Genomic DNA, 16,967 nt, shown 5'->3' with positions numbered 1-16,967 from the left:
CCACTATGCAAGATGTCCTGCTTAGTATTGATGTGGGTACCGCCAGCTTAAGAAGCGCTCTGGTCAGCCCTGATGGCAAGATACTGGCTAAAGACATCCGCCCTCTCAAACTCTGGCAATCATCCGGTCGAATGGAACAATCTTCTGATGATATTTATAACAGCCTGATTACGTCTGTCGGACAATTACTTGCCCAATACCCCTTTTCCGTCACTGTTCAGGGAATTGGAATAGATGCCACCGCCTCACAGGTTCTGCTCGACCAGAATCTGAAGCCACTCAACCTTCCTGAAAACCCTGAGGCTAACATCCTGGGCTGGATGGACCATCGCGCTCAAGAACAGTCAGTACTGATTAATGAAAGATTCAAAAAACCAGGTATTCATCAAGCTGCTCCCAGCAAACAGATTCCTGAAATGTGTCTTTCCAAAATACTGTGGCTTAAGCAGATACACCCTGAACATTGGTCCAAATGCGCTCTTATTCTTGACCTCTACGATTTTTTGACTTGGAAACTGACAGGCATAATCACCAGAACTCCGTGCTCAATGGTCACCCGTGAATCCACTGAAGTGCTCGAAACCCTTGGGATCAATAACCCGGGATTGAAACAGGGAGAGATGTTATCCATAGGCGCCCCCATACCAGGAGGCCTGACAGTATCCTCCGCCAATGCGCTAGGGCTGACAGCAGGAACACCTGTAGCAACAGGTATCGTTGATGGATTGGGTGGCAGCCTTGCAGTACTGGGCCCAGTAAACTCAAAAGAAACCCAGAACCGTCTGGAAAACAGACTCAGTATGATAGTGGGCACCTCAACTATTTATATTGCCAGTAGCCCGACGGCTCAAACCATCATGGGGACCTGGGGACCTATCCCTTCCGTCCTGGAAGGCTATTACCATAACATTGTCGGGCAATCGGCAGCCGGTGCATTAATTGATCACCTTATTACCGGCCATCCTGCTTTCAGCATTGCCCAGAAAGAGGCAGAGGGAAATAACTCTACGATTTACGAATTTCTCAATGACACTCTGAAAGCCATGACTGAAGGCTCCAAAAAACTGTCGCAGCTAACACACGACATACATCTTTTACCTTATTTTGTAGGTAACCGCTGCCCCAGATTGGATATGAGTCTGAAAGGCATGATCGCTGGACTAAGGCTAGATCAGAGCATTGAGAGTATGGCGCTCTCATATCTGGCCTGCATCCAGGCTATTGCTCTTGGAGCAAGACATAATATCGAATTACTTCGTGAACAGGGGTACTGCTTCACCGAACTAAGACCCTGTGGTGGATTAGCCAAAAATCCACTGTTTGTTCACGAGCACGTCAACGCAATAGGCATCCCGGCCAATATGCCCGAAGAACCAGACGCCATGCTACTATCAGGCGCACTAGCAGCATCTGTTGCCTGCGGTATTCATCCGTCGATGGAAAAAGCGATGGAAGCCATGAGTCGTCAGAAAGGAATAGTGACGCCCGATGCTTCTCTGAAGGATTACTACGACAAAAAATACCGGGTTTTTCTTGAGCTATATGAAGATCAGGAGAAGTACAGGAGAATTATGAATCAGGACATTCAGATACAAAAAAGCCTGACATAAAGTCAGGCTTTTTTAAAAGTGGGGTGGACGATGGGGTTCGAACCCACGACCACCGGAATCACAATCCGGGGCTCTACCAACTGAGCTACGCCCACCACTTCGTTGTTTCGGGGAAGAGATGTCATCCCTGAAGACGCGGCTGATTATAAGGAAAGCCGGCTTCCTTGCAAGCAAAAAATAGCAGTTCAGGTAAAAACCGCAGCCTTTTTACCCTCCTGCAGCCACCATACCGATCAGGCTATCTTCCAATGCCTTAAACTTCACCGATGGGCAGAACGGTTCTGCCCAACTGCTCATTGATGACTTCAGCCATTGCCAGGTAGATGGCACTGGCACCACACACAATACCTTCCCAGCCGGCAAAATGCCCTATTGCCGTTGAACCTGTAAAATCCCGGGCAGCCAGTAAAAAGAAAAGAATGGCCAGTGACAGGAAAACAAACTGCAGCACCCTGTTTGTTTTGAGCGTGCCAAAAAACATCAACGCAGTAAAAATACCCCAAAGCAGTAAATACCAACCCATATAACCCACCGGAGTCGGCTCTCCGATACCCTGCTCAGGAAATACGATTAACAGTACCAGGCTGATCCAGAACAACCCATAGGAAGTGAAGGCCGTCAGACCAAACGTATTCCCCTTCTTGAACTCGAGAATACCGGCTATCACCTGGGCTGCGCCACCATAAGCCAAACCCATGGCAAGAATCATCGCTGCCAGAGGATAAAAACCGGCATTGTGAATGTTCAGCAGAACAGTTGTCATGCCAAAGCCCATCAATCCGAGCGGCGCTGGATTGGCATAGACAGGTTGAGCACTCTGCGTATCAGCTTGTGTATTCATCTTTTTGCTCTTTGAGTTTGTTACCGACAGACTCAATACACACTAGTCGCTAGATCCACATAGCTTGGATAAATTTTGAATAAAGACTTCAATCGATGATGCCTGTCACCGGCTGCGCACTGCAGGCTTGAGTTTATAATCTATATTTTAATTTTTATATATGCAGATTCAGTTTCATGAAAGTGGCATCAAAACACCTGACCTTCCTCTTTGCCTCTCTGCTTTTACCCTTACACGCCTACCCACAGAAGGTTATTGTACCAACGCCTACTGTATTGAGTCAGGCTGTTAGCAGGTGTTCAGACTTTTCAGACCCTAAAGTTGCCAATTCCTGTGCTCAGTTTGTCAACGAACTCAATGCCGGTAGACAGTACAAAAAGTTCATGCTGGTTTCGGACCCAGACACCCTTGAACCCCTGCTTTCACATACCGATGGTCAAACAGCCTTCTTTCTAAAACCTCAACGATATTCGTTAGCCAGAAACATCACTCTTACAGAGAACATCGCTTTGAGAGGCGTTCCAGACGACAATGGAAAGCAACCGAGCATTAGATTCTCATCGAATTTCGGGTTTGAAACTCTTTATACCTGGTTTAATTTCAAACTTACTACAGCCAGTGGTACCAGTATATTCAGTCAGATCGACTTTGACCCTGTCTATGAAGACGGACTAGCCCCTCGGTTAACGAGCATCATTACTAACGACATTCCTAATCCTGTTAATAACCTCATCCTCCACAAACTGAACTTCAGATCAGCAGGAATGGAAGGTCATCACTCGATTGCAGGTTTTGTCTCGCTTCCTGACTCCAGGGGTGTCATTACTCTCTCTGACAGCACCATGGAAATGAGTCAGATTTCAAAAGCTGGGATTATTGCTGGTTGTATGGCTGGTGAAGTAGACAGTGCAGATTGCTCAACGGATCTTACCGTCATGAACAATACGTTTACCCATGGCTATCCTGCAGGGGCTTTGGCTACATCCAAAATTCCCAGATTCACAATACAAAACAACCAACTACTGCTGGATGAATCTCAAACTGCCATATCTCAACAGGGATGGATAGCAGGCTTTGACTTGAAATTCCCCGCCATGAATCAAACTGTTCAGGGACTATTGAGAAACAACACTGTTTCTGGCGATCCCTCTATGTTCCGCAGTTTAAGTATTGAGCACTCCTCATCGTCTGATTTAGAAAAAGTAACAGGCGATATTTATCTTTATCAAAACAACTGGGGTCAACTACCCATCTATGTTGATACGACCAACCTGGTTAATCTGACTGTGCATTATAATGAGCTCCCTCCTATCATCAACTCTACAACACAGGCAATAACAGAACTTCCAGCCAGCAGCATTCCAGACGTTCTCTCAACAGTTGCTCACCTGAGTTCCATGAGAAGCCTTCCACCTTCTGCGGCACTGACTACTTTTGCTGATAGCAGTTCGGTTTTGTTTTCCTCAAGCCAGTTTACATTGACTCCTGAAGTATCACCCTCCACAACATATCCATATCATTCTGAATCCTATTTCAGCCCCCTGCAATCACTCACACCATCGGAATCAAGCTCAACTTTTGCTTTGATCTCAAGCAGCTCACTAGAAAGTGAATTTCCAACCAATACTGCATCCGAAACGACTCAGTCTTCTGATGCCGGCTCTAATGCTCTTGTGACAGTCTCTCCTACACCCACCCCAAACTCGTCAAACAGCACAGCTTCATTCGACCCTAAAGTTGTCTGGATTCCAGTGACAGCTGTTGTCGGGACTGGATTGATTACAGAAATGATCCTTATTCCTATGTGTGTTCACAGATATTCCAGAGGGCAAGCCCATCGAATGCCGATTTTATGGAGAGTTGGAACTCTTGGTTTCTGTGTCTGCATCGTGAGAGCAGGTCTATTCTCTCCTGATACCAACACAGAACCACGCCCAAGACTGCTGATTGATTATTCTGCTTTATCATCAGACTGATAGCCCTTACAGATCCATCTGCACTCAAACTGTTTATAAGTTGATGATAAACTTCTCTGGCCAAAACATCATAAGGTTCTCACAGGGAACGAATCATACTTTTCAAGCACAATAAATATATAGGAACAGGCATTAATCATGAGAACGAAGAATTTCAGGGAACATTCCTCGTAAGCTGTCTGAAGCATTCCAATATCTATCAAATAAGCATTAATGAGGAAAACATTCCTACTGTTACTGTTCATATGGAAGAACTGCCTTGCCAAACAATACACACCCAAACCAAGAAAAGTGACAACGAGCAGGTATTTTCCTATCAAGGGGCGGACCTGACAGTAGGATTTAGCAGCGAACTGGTTTTCAGATTCTCAACTGAAGGTTTCGGTATCTACATCGTTGGGCTATGAATGATGAGGAGCTGTCTGATCGCTCGTGGTGTGACTTGGAACAGAGCTCACTTCAGTTTGTAGCTATAACTAAGCCGAATTCGACTGGATACCTGAGGTCTGGCCAACTCTGTTGATGTAGTCGTGACAAAGATAAAAATAGCTCTGAATATTTTTCAACAAGGCCTCGTAAACGAGGCCCGATGCATCATTAGATGAACTACATCCTGTAGTCCACCCTACGGGCGCACTGGTCGATGAACGCTCCTGCAACATCGACATACCTCACATCCCTGTGCATAAAGTGCGTCCAAATTTGATCCAGTCAAATTTGTCACTTCCGAGTTCGGACCCAAACTCAGAGATAAATGATTGTTCGCAGATGAGGTACAAGAGTTCTTTATAATAACTATCTCGTTGCAAAACAACGTATAAACAAAAAGGCTCGCGAATTCCTTCGCGAGCCTTTTTGTTTATACGATGCCTGACAGTGACCTACTCTCACATGGGGAAACCCCACACTACCATCGGCGATGTGTCATTTCACTTCCGAGTTCGGGATGGGATCGGGTGGTTCTAACACTCTGTGGCTATCAGGCAAATTCTGCTTGTTCAAAGTCTTACTGTTCAATGCTTTGAAACAAAAATGCTGGAATGAATCCAGCACTTTAAATTTAGTGCCTGGCGATGACCTACTCTCACATGGGGAAACCCCACACTACCATCGGCGATGTATCGTTTCACTTCCGAGTTCGGGATGGGATCGGGTGGTTCCAACACTCTATGGTCACCAGGCAAAACTGGTTTGAAGTTGAGATGTTAATCTCAGCTTCTGGAATCCGTTTTTAACTTAAGCTGTTTGAGTTGCTTCTTGCTGCGCACTCTCGCCGTGTATGGCTAAATCGCTTTGGCGTTATATGGTCAAGCCTCTCGAGTCATTAGTACTGGTTAGCTCAACGCCTCACAACGCTTACACACCCAGCCTATCAACGTCGTAGTCTTCAACGTCTCTTATGGGACCTCAGGGTCCAGGGAAGTCTCATCTTGAAGGGGGCTTCCCGCTTAGATGCTTTCAGCGGTTATCCCGTCCGAACGKAGCTACCGGGCAATGCGTCTGGCGACACAACCCGAACACCMGTGGTTCGTCCACTCCGGTCCTCTCGTACTAGGMGCAGCTCTCCTCAAACTTCCAACGTCCACGGCAGATAGGGACCGAACTGTCTCMCGACGTTCTAAACCCAGCTCGCGTACCMCTTTAAATGGCGAACAGCCATACCCTTGGGACCGGCTTCAGCCCCAGGATGKGATGAGCCGACATCGAGGKGCCAAACACCGCCGTCGATGTGAACTCTTGGGCGGTATCAGCCTGTTATCCCCGGAGTACCTTTTATCCGTTGAGCGATGGCCCTTCCATTCAGAACCACCGGATCACTATGACCTACTTTCGTMCCTGCTCGACATGTACGTCTCGCAGTCAAGCTGGCTTGTACCATTACACTAACCGCACGATGTCCGACCGTGCTTAGCCAACCTTCGTGCTCCTCCGTTACTCTTTGGGAGGAGACCGCCCCAGTCAAACTACCCACCACACAATGTCCTCGATCCCGATCAGGGACCTGAGTTAGAACCTCAATATTGCCAGGGTGGTATTTCAAGGTTGGCTCCATGCAAACTGGCGTTCACACTTCAAAGCCTCCCACCTATCCTACACAAGCAACATCAAGATCCACTGTGAAGCTGTAGTAAAGGTTCACGGGGTCTTTCCGTCTAGCCGCGGATACACTGCATCTTAACAGCGATTTCAATTTCACTGAGTCTTGGGTGGAGACAGCGTGGCCATCGTTACGCCATTCGTGCAGGTCGGAACTTACCCGACAAGGAATTTCGCTACCTTAGGACCGTTATAGTTACGGCCGCCGTTTACCGGGGCTTCGATCAAGAGCTTCGCCTAAGCTAACCCCATCAATTAACCTTCCGGCACCGGGCAGGCGTCACACCGTATACGTCCACTTMCGTGTTAGCACAGTGCTGTGTTTTTAATAAACAGTCGCAGCCMCCTGGTATCTTCGCCCGCCGATAGCTTACGGAGCAAGTCCGATCACCATCAGCGGCGCACCTTCTCCCGAAGTTACGGTGCCATTTTGCCTAGTTCCTTCACCCAAGTTCTCTCAAGCGCCTTGGTATTCTCTACCTGACCACCTGTGTCGGTTTCGGGTACGGTCCCTTTTGACCTAGAGCTTAGAAGTTTTTCCTGGAAGCCTGGCATCAATCACTTCCTGACCGTAGTCAGTTCGTCATCAGTTCTCGACATTATGGAACCGGATTTGCCTGATTCCACTGTCTACGACCTTAAACCCGGATAACCATCACCGGGCTGACCTAGCCTTCTCCGTCACTCCATCGCAGTCAAAAGGGGTACAGGAATATTAACCTGTTTCCCATCGATTACGTCTTTCGACCTCACCTTAGGGGCCGACTCACCCTGCGCCGATTAGCGTTGCGCAGGAACCCTTGGTCTTCCGGCGAGGGAGGATCTCACTCCCTTTATCGTTACTCATGTCAGCATTCGCACTTCTGATACCTCCAGCCCACCTCCCGGTTGACCTTCAACGGCTTACAGAACGCTCCTCTACCGCTCAATACAAAGTATTGAACCCGTAGCTTCGGTGAATAGTTTGAGCCCCGTTACATCTTCCGCGCGAGCCGACTCGACCAGTGAGCTATTACGCTTTCTTTAAAGGGTGGCTGCTTCTAAGCCAACCTCCTGGCTGTCTGGGCCTTCTCACATCGTTTCCCACTTAACTATTACTTTGGGMCCTTAGCTGMCGGTCTGGGTTGTTTCCCTTTCCACGMCGGACGTTAGCACCCGCCGTGTGTCTCCCGTGATTGCMCTCATCGGTATTCGGAGTTTGCATGGGGTTGGTAAGCCGGGATGGCCCCCTAGCCCAAACAGTGCTCTACCCCCGATGGTGAGACACGAGGCGCTACCTAAATAGCTTTCGAGGAGAACCAGCTATCTCCGGGCTTGATTAGCCTTTCACTCCTATCCACAAGTCATCCCCTGGCTTTTCAACGACAGTGGGTTCGGTCCTCCAATCAGTGTTACCTGATCTTCAACCTGCTCATGGATAGATCGCCCGGTTTCGGGTCTATTCACTGCGACTGGACGCCCTATTAAGACTCGCTTTCGCTACGGCTTCCCTATTCGGTTAACCTTGCCACAGAAAATAAGTCGCTGACCCATTATACAAAAGGTACGCAGTCACAGAACAAGTCTGCTCCCACTGCTTGTACGTACACGGTTTCAGGTTCTATTTCACTCCCCTCAACGGGGTTCTTTTCGCCTTTCCCTCACGGTACTGGTTCACTATCGGTCAGTCAGGAGTATTTAGCCTTGGAGGATGGTCCCCCCATGTTCAGTCAACATTTCACGTGTGCCGACCTACTCGATTTCACAATAAATGGCTTTTCGCGTACGGGGCTATCACCCACTATGGCCACACTTTCCAGAGTGTTCCGCTAAACCAAAAATTGCTTAAGGGCTGGTCCCCGTTCGCTCGCCGCTACTAGGGGAATCTCGGTTGATTTCTTTTCCTCCGGGTACTTAGATGTTTCAGTTCCCCGGGTTCGCCTCCTAAACCCTATGTATTCAGGTAAAGGATACTCACTTACGTGAGTGGGTTTCCCCATTCGGACATTCCTGGATCAGGGCCTGTTTATCGGCTCCCCAAGACTTTTCGCAGATTACCACGTCCTTCATCGCCTCTGACTGCCAAGGCATCCACCGTGTACGCTTAGTCACTTGACCATATAACCCAAAGCGATCTAATAAATTAGATAACCAAGAAGTTACAGAATCATATAACTACCTTTAACGATCTTATTCAGTCCTTCCGAAGAAGTCTGAATCGCCATACACATTAGCAATGATCTTTCGATCATATACTTGAGAGTGTCTCAGCAAGAATCTCATTAAACGACCGATTAATAATAAATTAATAATCAACTGCTTAAATCAACTCAGCTTAATTTAAGTTTGGATTCCACATTGTTAAAGATCGCATTCTCCGCTCTTACCTTAAGGTACGGGAGAAAGAAGCAAATATGCTTAATGAATAAGTCAGATCAGATTACCCCATTTCTAAGTAAGAAATGGTGGAGCTAAGCGGGATCGAACCGCTGACCTCCTGCGTGCAAAGCAGGCGCTCTCCCAGCTGAGCTATAGCCCCGTATCTGAGTCAGCCAATTCCGGAGGAATTGGTGGGTCTGGGCAGATTCGAACTGCCGACCTCACCCTTATCAGGGGTGCGCTCTAACCAACTGAGCTACAGACCCGATTCTTAGTCTGCAACCGAAGTCAGAGACTCAAACCGATTCATTAAACACACTTTTAAAGAACATGCTCGCTCGTATTGAGCAGAGATGCTTTAACAATTTCATCAGACAATTCGTGTGAACGCTTATGGAAGGTCAGTCTTCGTTTAAGGAGGTGATCCAGCCCCAGGTTCCCCTAGGGCTACCTTGTTACGACTTCACCCCAGTCATGAATCACTCCGTGGTGACCGCTCTCCCGAAGGTTAAGCTAGCCACTTCTGGAGCAACCCACTCCCATGGTGTGACGGGCGGTGTGTACAAGGCCCGGGAACGTATTCACCGTGACATTCTGATTCACGATTACTAGCGATTCCGACTTCATGGAGTCGAGTTGCAGACTCCAATCCGGACTACGATGCACTTTCTCAGATTAGCTCCACCTCGCGGCTTGGCAACCGTCTGTATGCACCATTGTAGCACGTGTGTAGCCCTGGCCGTAAGGGCCATGATGACTTGACGTCGTCCCCACCTTCCTCCGGTTTGTCACCGGCAGTCTCCCCAGAGTGCCCACCATAACGTGCTGGTAACTGAGGATAAGGGTTGCGCTCGTTGCGGGACTTAACCCAACATCTCMCGACACGAGCTGACGACAGCCATGCAGCACCTGTCACTGCGTTCCCGAAGGCACCAATCTATCTCTAGAAAGTTCGCAGGATGTCAAGGCCAGGTAAGGTTCTTCGCGTTGCTTCGAATTAAACCACATGCTCCACCGCTTGTGCGGGCCCCCGTCAATTCATTTGAGTTTTAACCTTGCGGCCGTACTCCCCAGGCGGTCTACTTATCGCGTTAGCTTCGTCACCAAGAATGCAAGATTCCCGACGACTAGTAGACATCGTTTACGGCGTGGACTACCAGGGTATCTAATCCTGTTTGCTCCCCACGCTTTCGTACCTCAGCGTCAGTGTCAGACCAGAGTGTCGCCTTCGCCACTGGTGTTCCTTCCTATATCTACGCATTTCACCGCTACACAGGAAATTCCACACTCCTCTTCCGCACTCTAGCTGATCAGTTTTGGATGCAGTTCCCAGGTTGAGCCCGGGGCTTTCACACCCAACTTAATCAGCCGCCTACGCACGCTTTACGCCCAGTAATTCCGATTAACGCTTGCACCCTCCGTATTACCGCGGCTGCTGGCACGGAGTTAGCCGGTGCTTCTTCTGCGAGTAACGTCACAGCTGCACGGTATTAACGTACAACCTTTCCTCCTCGCTGAAAGTGCTTTACAACCCTAGAGCCTTCTTCACACACGCGGCATGGCTGCATCAGGCTTTCGCCCATTGTGCAATATTCCCCACTGCTGCCTCCCGTAGGAGTCTGGGCCGTGTCTCAGTCCCAGTGTGGCTGATCATCCTCTCAGATCAGCTACGGATCGTCGCCTTGGTAGGCCATTACCCCACCAACAAGCTAATCCGACGCAGGCTCATCCGATAGCGCAAGGTCCGAAGATCCCCTGCCTTCCCCCTTAGGGCGTATGCGGTATTAATCCGGATTTCTCCGGGCTATCCCCCACTATTGGGCAGATTCCTACGTGTTACGCACCCGTCCGCCGCTCGTCAGCAACTAGCAAGCTAGTTCTGTTACCGCTCGACTTGCATGTGTTAGGCCTGCCGCCAGCGTTCAATCTGAGCCATGATCAAACTCTTCAGTTTAAATCGTTTTGCTTCATGCCCGAGGGCAATCTGCTGCTCAATCTTACAATTAAACGTCACATTTATTTAACTCTCTGTGAGAGAGCTGAATTAACGAGTATGTTCACTTGCTTGATCAGCATTTTAAATCATTCAAAAGCCGAAGCTTTTGTTGACCGATGCCATTCGCACAAGCGCCCACACGAATTGTCTGATATGTTTTTAAAGAACTTCGATTAGAACCGGAAGGTTTTAATCGGCTGATTCAGCGGTTGGCGCTGATCAGCGAGGCGCTCATCTTACCGTGGCGCCGCTCGTTGTCAAGCGATCATTTTTCGTAGTGAAGAATGAAGCTTTTCAACTCGCTGTGACCGCATCCGTTTAACTCAGTAAGCGTTGCGTTTCTGTCTCAGCGGCGGTGCATTCTACGCGCTTCGATCCGATTGTCAATCACCGTTTGTTTCGATGTTTGAAATGGTTCGCTGCGTGGCTCGTTAAGAGCGATGCCCCGATCAGTGGAGGCGCATTATAAGTTCAGACGTGAAGATAGCAACAACGTTAAATACCTATTACCCAAAGACCCTGTGCATTCACTAATGACTCATGAACTTCAGAATTGGAAAGGAGACATATATTAAGTAGCTTTTTCAGGGAGGAACCACCAGCGCCCTGACTGCAATCGATTCTTTGTTATATGAGATACAGGCTGTTGCAATAGAAGTTCAAAAACAGTTTCCCATTTGAAAAACAGAAAGCGTCTATTACCAGCCGATGTCAGTATAATTTTGTTCGAGGGAAAATATAGAAGCCTTTTCAGGTACTTCAAACCAATCATGTCAAATCAGCTGCCTTCGGGTAAAAATGACCACCCCGGGATAACGCTCAGAATATGAGCTATTTCTGACTTAGGAATAGTCATGAAACAACTTCCTTGTTGAAACCCTCTCAAACCCGTTTGGGCTGAGCAGACGAAGTCCAGTACCACGAGCCTTCGACAAGCTTCATGGTGAACGGACTCCGTATGTAAATAAGGAAGTTATTTCGAGACAAATTCTTAATACAAGAGAAGTCAGCTCAAACCTTTCCCCCTTTGGAGAGAGCCTTAAGAAAAGAGCGATGGAAGGATTTGATATCTTTGCGGAAAGCTTTCATCTCCTCCCGACTGGCAGGCAACGGGGGCATCAGCCCATTTAAAATCACTGCAAACACCAGCGGTCGGCCATTTGATTGAAATACATACCCCGCCATACTACTGACGCCACTCATATAACCGGTTTTGAGCCATTTCTCTTTTCGATCTCGATTCCCCAGCCAGGGACTGGCCTCACCCCAACGTGACCAACCAAACATCAGAACATCCACCAGTGTTGAAGCACTGATGAAGTTGTAACGGGAAAGGCCTGAGCCATCCACCAGCCGGCTGGAACCAAAGCCTACACCTTTCCCTCCCAGAAGCTCTCGGGCTGTTTCTATACCCGTGGCGTAAGAACCTGGCTTGCCAGACGTTTCATACCCTACTGTTTTGAGAATGCTGTCTGAATATAAATTGTCTGAGTCATTTAAAACCGGCTTCAATAGCTGAGGCAAAAACTCTGAGCGGTGTTCTGCCAGAATCTGAGACATTTCCAGCTCGGGACGACCAATAATGACTCTTCCTTTTAATTGGATGCCATTTTTGCGGAGCTGGTTTTTCATATAACGCTTGACTGCTCTCTCCACATCATTCACCGAAAAAGCCAGACGAATGGGCCTTGCCCTCGGGCTTATGCAGCCCTGAATACGATATTCATGGTCGTTAGATGGGCGAATTTCAAGATGGCAGTCCTTGTCTGAGCTTGAACGCACCTGATTATCCACAGCCAGAAACCAGTCGGATTCGTCGTACTTGATAGTGGTACGAGAGCCTTCTTTTTTACCAGGCTTCAACCAACCATAAAAACAGTTGCGATCCAGAATCATAGCGGCAGCCGGGGCCGCAAAACAGATATTAAGATCGTCCCAGCTCACACCACCAGCACGGTCATAGCCGGAAAAGACTTCTCCATCGAGCCAGAGATCACCATGAATAGATTTGATGCCCTTCTTTTTCATCTGCTCGACCATTCCATCCAGATGCTTTCTTTTCAAAGAAGGGTCACCACTGAAGGTCAGGGAAACAGGGCCTTTTACAATGCCTTTTCGGATAGGTCTGTCTTGAGAAACAATTCGAGTACTGTACTGGAACTCTTCCCCCAGAGTCTCATAAGCCAGAGTGGCTGTTATCACTTTCAAGACACTGGCAGGGACCAGATTAAGAGACGCACCCTGCTCAAAAACCACTTCGCCACTGGCTGGATCCCTAACCTGAATAGAATAAACGCTGCCGGGTGGCAAGCTGCCCACGAGTTTCTGTAATTCCTTAACCAGTGGTGGTGAAGCCTGAACACTGTGACAGGAAAAAATAATTAAAGCTGATAGCAGATATGACAGAAATCTCACCATGATGACCTCAATTCCCTGGTAATCCGCGATGGGTCTTTGAATGGATGCATTATCAAAAACCTAAAACGAAAGTACTACTCACCGATATGAAGCTATCGGACACTTTTACTTGCAGTTACTTCAACTATCGGCACTGAACAACTCATCATTTAGATTAACGCTATTTTTGAGATAATGAGAAGCAAGTTCTTGTAACAAGTGCCCATAACCAATGAAAAAAATACGAAGAAAGACAGTACTTTTTTCTTCCATCCGGCAATTGGCAACAGAATTCATGACAGTAGACTGAGAAAAGCATTATGCTATTCATACGGGTTATCCGAAAAGACGGATAACAAGACTACCTGCCGGACGATTGTTTACTTACCCGGCAGGTTCTTAAAGCAGCAACGCAACTTCTATTTTCTGTTCTTTCAGCGTTCTGCAAAAACACCTAACCCAGAGAACTCGTCAGTTAACGGCAGGCCTTAGTGAAAAAGCTTAAACTTTCAACCAGTCAACTTATTGCGAAACAGCCGGTCAAAGAGCTTGGGTTCAAGTCCACCGATGATCTTGAAAACTATGTGGGCATCCTTGGCCAGGAGAGAGCTACCAGCGCGATTCAATTTGGCGTAGCCATGCATCGAACGGGCTACAACATTTATGTAATGGGCGAATCTGGCACCGGCAGGATGTCCTATCTGCGAAAATACCTGGAGTCTGAAGCCAAGCGCCAGACATCACCGGACGACTGGATTTACATCAATAATTTTGACAATACCCGTGAGCCAAAGGTTCTCACCCTGCCAGCAGGCGAAGGGGAGCCTCTGCAAAAAGCTTTCGATCAATTTATTGATAGTCTGATGCTGACCTTTCCAGCAGCTTTTGAAAACCCCACTTATCAGCAAAAGAAAAGCGTTATAGAACGTGACTTCAACCGCAGTTACGATCACGCCATTGACCTGATTGAACAGGAAGCTTTGAAGCGGGACATTGCTCTATTCAGGGAAGCCGGCTCCCTTAGCTTTACCCCTATGCATCAGGGTAAGGCTATGGACGAAACCGAGTTTGCCCAGCTTCCTGATAAAAAGCGCTCCAAGTTCAATAAAGATATCAGCGAACTGGAATCCATGTTGAACGACTCGCTGGTTGAACTTCCTCAATGGAAGCGCGAGTCCAATGAAAAACTACAGAAGCTGAACCAGGAAACCATTGACCAGGCGATGGAGCCTCTGCTCAAACCTCTTAAAAAAGAGTACAGTAACCAGAAGCCGGTACTGGATTATCTGGAAGCGGTCAAAAATCACCTGCACCGCACTGTCATTGATATTCTGGCCGATGATCGCAACATGGAATCCAAGGATGATTCCACCAAGCGTCAGTCTCTGGTCGAGCTCTATGCTCCCAACCTGTTGATAGGTCATTCTACAACAGGGGCAGCTCCAGTCGTTTATGAATCCCATCCTAACTACAAGAACCTCTTTGGGCGTATTGAATACGCCAGCGAGATGGGTGCTCTGGTGACCAATTATCGTCAGATCTGCCCAGGCTCCCTTCATAAAGCCAACGGCGGCTACCTGTTACTGGATGCCAACAAACTGTTGGAAGAACCTTTTGTCTGGGAAGCCCTGAAGCGTGCTCTGAAAGAGAAAGAGTTGACAATTGAGTCACCCTATTCCGAGATGGGACTGCTCAACACCATCACGCTGAATCCAGAGTCCATACCTCTGAACATCAAGATTATTCTTGTCGGTTCGAGAGACATTTATTATCTGCTGCAACAACTGGATCCGGATTTCCATGAAATGTTCAGGGTACTTGTGGACTTTGATGACCGGATTATCCGGGACAAAGAGTCTGTCCATGCTTTTGCCCAGCTATTGAAAAATCGTGCTGATGACGAGAAGTATCCGGCACTGACGGCTACAGCCGTGGCTCGTCTGGTAGAACACAGTTCCAGAATGGCTGAACATCAGGGTGAGATGTCTGCCAAGATCGGCGACCTGTTCGATCTGCTGGCGGAATCAGACTTCATCCGTCGCATGAGTCGGGGTCGCAAGATCAATAACGAACATATTGATCGAGCACTGGCAGCAAAATCTGAAAGAACAGGCCGTGTCAGCCAACAGATTCTGGATGAAATGATTGAAGGCAGCATTCTGATTGATACCGAAGGTGAAAAGATCGGTAAAATCAATGGCCTTACCGTCATGTCCATTGGCGATACCAGCTTTGGTTCAGCGGCAAGAATTACCGCTGCCGTGTACCCAGGGTCACAAGGCATTGTTGATATCGAGCGGGAAGTTTCCCTGGGTCAGGCTATCCACTCTAAAGGGGTCATGATCCTGACAGGATACCTGGGTAGTAAGTACGCACAGAAATTCCCTCTGGCCATTTCTGCCAGTCTGACTATGGAACAATCCTACGGCTACATTGATGGCGACAGCGCGACTCTGGCAGAACTTTGCTGTCTGGTTTCTGCTTTGACAGCCACCCCCATCAAGCAGGGCTTTGCTGTTACCGGCTCCATGAACCAGCACGGTGAAGTTCAGGCCATTGGTGGGGTGAATGAAAAGATTGAAGGGTTCTTTGATCTTTGTAATGCCCGCGGGTTGACCGGTGAACAGGGTGTCATTATTCCTGCCACCAATCTTAGGAACCTGATGCTGCACCAGAAAGTGGTGGATGCCGTTAAAGCCGGGAAATTCAGTGTCTATGCAGTGAGCCATGCTGACGAAGCTATGGAACTGCTGACCGGTTGCAAAACGGGCTCACTGAATACCAAAGGTCAGTACACCAAAGGCTCCATCAACTATAAAGTGCTTGAGCGACTGAAAGAAATTTCTGAGCTGTCCAAAGAAAGCAGCTAACGTTGGTCTTCAATCAGGGTGGAGCTCAAACTCCACCCTATTACTTAAAGTATTCCCCTGGCGTCTTCCCAAAAGATTGTTTAAATAACTTTATAAACGCACTTTGGCTGAAAAAACCCACATCCACCGCCACATTGGCAACAGGGCAACCCTGAGCCAACAGCTTCAAAGCTCTGCATAAACGCACCTGCTGGCGAAACTGAATAAAAGACATCCCTACTTCAGACTTGAACATGCGACTGAGTGTACGGCTACTGACATTAACTTGGTCGGCCAGACTTTCAAGACTGATGGTTTCTTCTGGATTTAAAACCATCTGATTCAAAATCGACTTCATAACGGGATGCTCTGACACCGGTAATGAAAAAGCCTCTGACTCCAGTCGATGAATCTGCTCCACCATAACATCAACAAACCGTTCGTCTTCACTCCCAGGCGCATACAGCCTGGGTCGCCTGAGCGCCTCAAGAATCATTTCTTTCATTAAAGGGGAGATATTCAGCACCAGCGTCGACGAAGGCAGAGACTGGAATTGTTCTGAACGAATATAGAGGGTTCTCATTTCTGCCCCACCGTGCATTGTGACATTATGAGAAATCTTGCTGGGCACCCAGAGAGCGCGCCCCGGAGGAATCATCCATAGGCGCTCCTGGGCTTCAACTTCCATAACGCCCTGCGTGGCATAAACCAACTGGGCAAAAGGATGATGATGAAGGCCAGTACTATACCCATCAGGATAATCCGTCGCGTAGACAATAACGGCACGAGGAATGGATTCAAGTTGCTTTCGACGGGCTTTGGGATCATTCAATAGAGATGTCC

The 16,967-nt window shown here is 48.0% G+C and carries 6 protein-coding genes, 3 tRNA genes and 4 rRNA genes; 3 read left to right on the top strand and 10 right to left on the bottom strand.

Going from position 1 to position 16,967, the window contains the following annotated elements:
• Positions 1 to 5: 5 nt before the first annotated feature.
• The gene (locus WG89_RS07250; protein ID WP_062263472.1) at positions 6 to 1,610 is read left to right on the top strand and encodes an FGGY-family carbohydrate kinase; all 1,605 of its coding nucleotides are present in this window, start codon (positions 6 to 8) and stop codon (positions 1,608 to 1,610) included.
• A 19-nt stretch (positions 1,611 to 1,629) separates the two neighbouring features.
• Here WG89_RS07250 and WG89_RS07245 read toward each other — a convergent pair.
• Together WG89_RS07245 and WG89_RS07240 are read right to left on the bottom strand one after the other, a co-directional pair.
• Positions 1,630 to 1,705 (bottom strand) — tRNA-His (locus WG89_RS07245).
• A gap of 158 nt (positions 1,706 to 1,863) precedes the next feature.
• Positions 1,864 to 2,451, bottom strand: coding sequence for an acetate uptake transporter (locus tag WG89_RS07240; protein WP_062263469.1), 588 nt, complete (start codon positions 2,449 to 2,451; stop codon positions 1,864 to 1,866).
• Between the two features lie 176 nt (positions 2,452 to 2,627).
• Between WG89_RS07240 and WG89_RS07235 the strand changes: the two genes are divergently transcribed.
• A complete protein-coding gene (locus tag WG89_RS07235) occupies positions 2,628 to 4,427 on the top strand; it encodes a hypothetical protein (RefSeq protein ID WP_062263466.1) in 1,800 nt (599 codons plus the stop codon).
• An 868-nt stretch (positions 4,428 to 5,295) separates the two neighbouring features.
• Here the strand turns inward: WG89_RS07235 and rrf (WG89_RS07230) are convergent.
• From rrf (WG89_RS07230) to dacB, 7 genes are all read right to left on the bottom strand, one after another.
• Positions 5,296 to 5,411, bottom strand: a 5S ribosomal RNA gene (gene rrf / locus WG89_RS07230).
• An 81-nt stretch (positions 5,412 to 5,492) separates the two neighbouring features.
• Positions 5,493 to 5,608: ribosomal RNA gene (gene rrf / locus WG89_RS07225) — 5S ribosomal RNA — on the bottom strand.
• Positions 5,609 to 5,730: 122 nt separating this feature from the next.
• A 23S ribosomal RNA gene (locus WG89_RS07220) occupies positions 5,731 to 8,621 on the bottom strand.
• Between the two features lie 345 nt (positions 8,622 to 8,966).
• Positions 8,967 to 9,042: transfer RNA gene (locus WG89_RS07215), tRNA-Ala, on the bottom strand.
• Between the two features lie 29 nt (positions 9,043 to 9,071).
• A tRNA-Ile gene (locus WG89_RS07210) sits at positions 9,072 to 9,148 on the bottom strand.
• Positions 9,149 to 9,295: 147 nt separating this feature from the next.
• A 16S ribosomal RNA gene (locus WG89_RS07205) occupies positions 9,296 to 10,836 on the bottom strand.
• The 16S, 23S and 5S rRNA genes sit together here with 2 tRNA genes alongside, the layout of an rRNA operon.
• Positions 10,837 to 11,889: 1,053 nt before the next feature.
• Positions 11,890 to 13,296 carry a D-alanyl-D-alanine carboxypeptidase/D-alanyl-D-alanine endopeptidase gene (gene dacB, locus WG89_RS07200; protein WP_062263463.1) on the bottom strand — a complete coding sequence of 469 codons (1,407 nt, stop codon included), beginning with the start codon at positions 13,294 to 13,296 and terminating at the stop codon, positions 11,890 to 11,892.
• Positions 13,297 to 13,766: 470 nt separating this feature from the next.
• On the opposite strand from dacB, the gene WG89_RS07195 reads away from it, so the two are divergent.
• On the top strand, positions 13,767 to 16,145 hold the full coding sequence (locus WG89_RS07195; protein WP_062263460.1) for a Lon protease family protein: 2,379 nt from the start codon (positions 13,767 to 13,769) through the stop codon (positions 16,143 to 16,145).
• Between the two features lie 40 nt (positions 16,146 to 16,185).
• Here the strand turns inward: WG89_RS07195 and WG89_RS07190 are convergent, their stop codons facing one another.
• Complete coding sequence (locus tag WG89_RS07190) at positions 16,186 to 16,956, bottom strand: AraC family transcriptional regulator (protein ID WP_062263457.1); 771 nt, start codon at positions 16,954 to 16,956, stop codon at positions 16,186 to 16,188.
• Positions 16,957 to 16,967 lie beyond the last annotated feature (11 nt).

The sequence above is a fragment of the Endozoicomonas arenosclerae genome, from assembly GCF_001562015.1.
GTDB classification, from domain to species: Bacteria; Pseudomonadota; Gammaproteobacteria; order Pseudomonadales; family Endozoicomonadaceae; genus Endozoicomonas_A; species Endozoicomonas_A arenosclerae.
This window is presented reverse-complemented; position numbering and strand designations above follow the sequence as displayed.

Excerpts from the sequence above, each read along its gene's own strand:
- WG89_RS07250 (WP_062263472.1), top strand. The coding sequence starts at position 6 with ATGCAAGATGTCCTGCTTAGTATTGATGTGGGTACCGCCAGCTTAAGA.
- WG89_RS07240 (WP_062263469.1), bottom strand. The coding sequence starts at position 2,451 with ATGAATACACAAGCTGATACGCAGAGTGCTCAACCTGTCTATGCCAAT.
- WG89_RS07235 (WP_062263466.1), top strand. The coding sequence starts at position 2,628 with ATGAAAGTGGCATCAAAACACCTGACCTTCCTCTTTGCCTCTCTGCTT.
- dacB (WP_062263463.1), bottom strand. The coding sequence starts at position 13,296 with ATGGTGAGATTTCTGTCATATCTGCTATCAGCTTTAATTATTTTTTCC.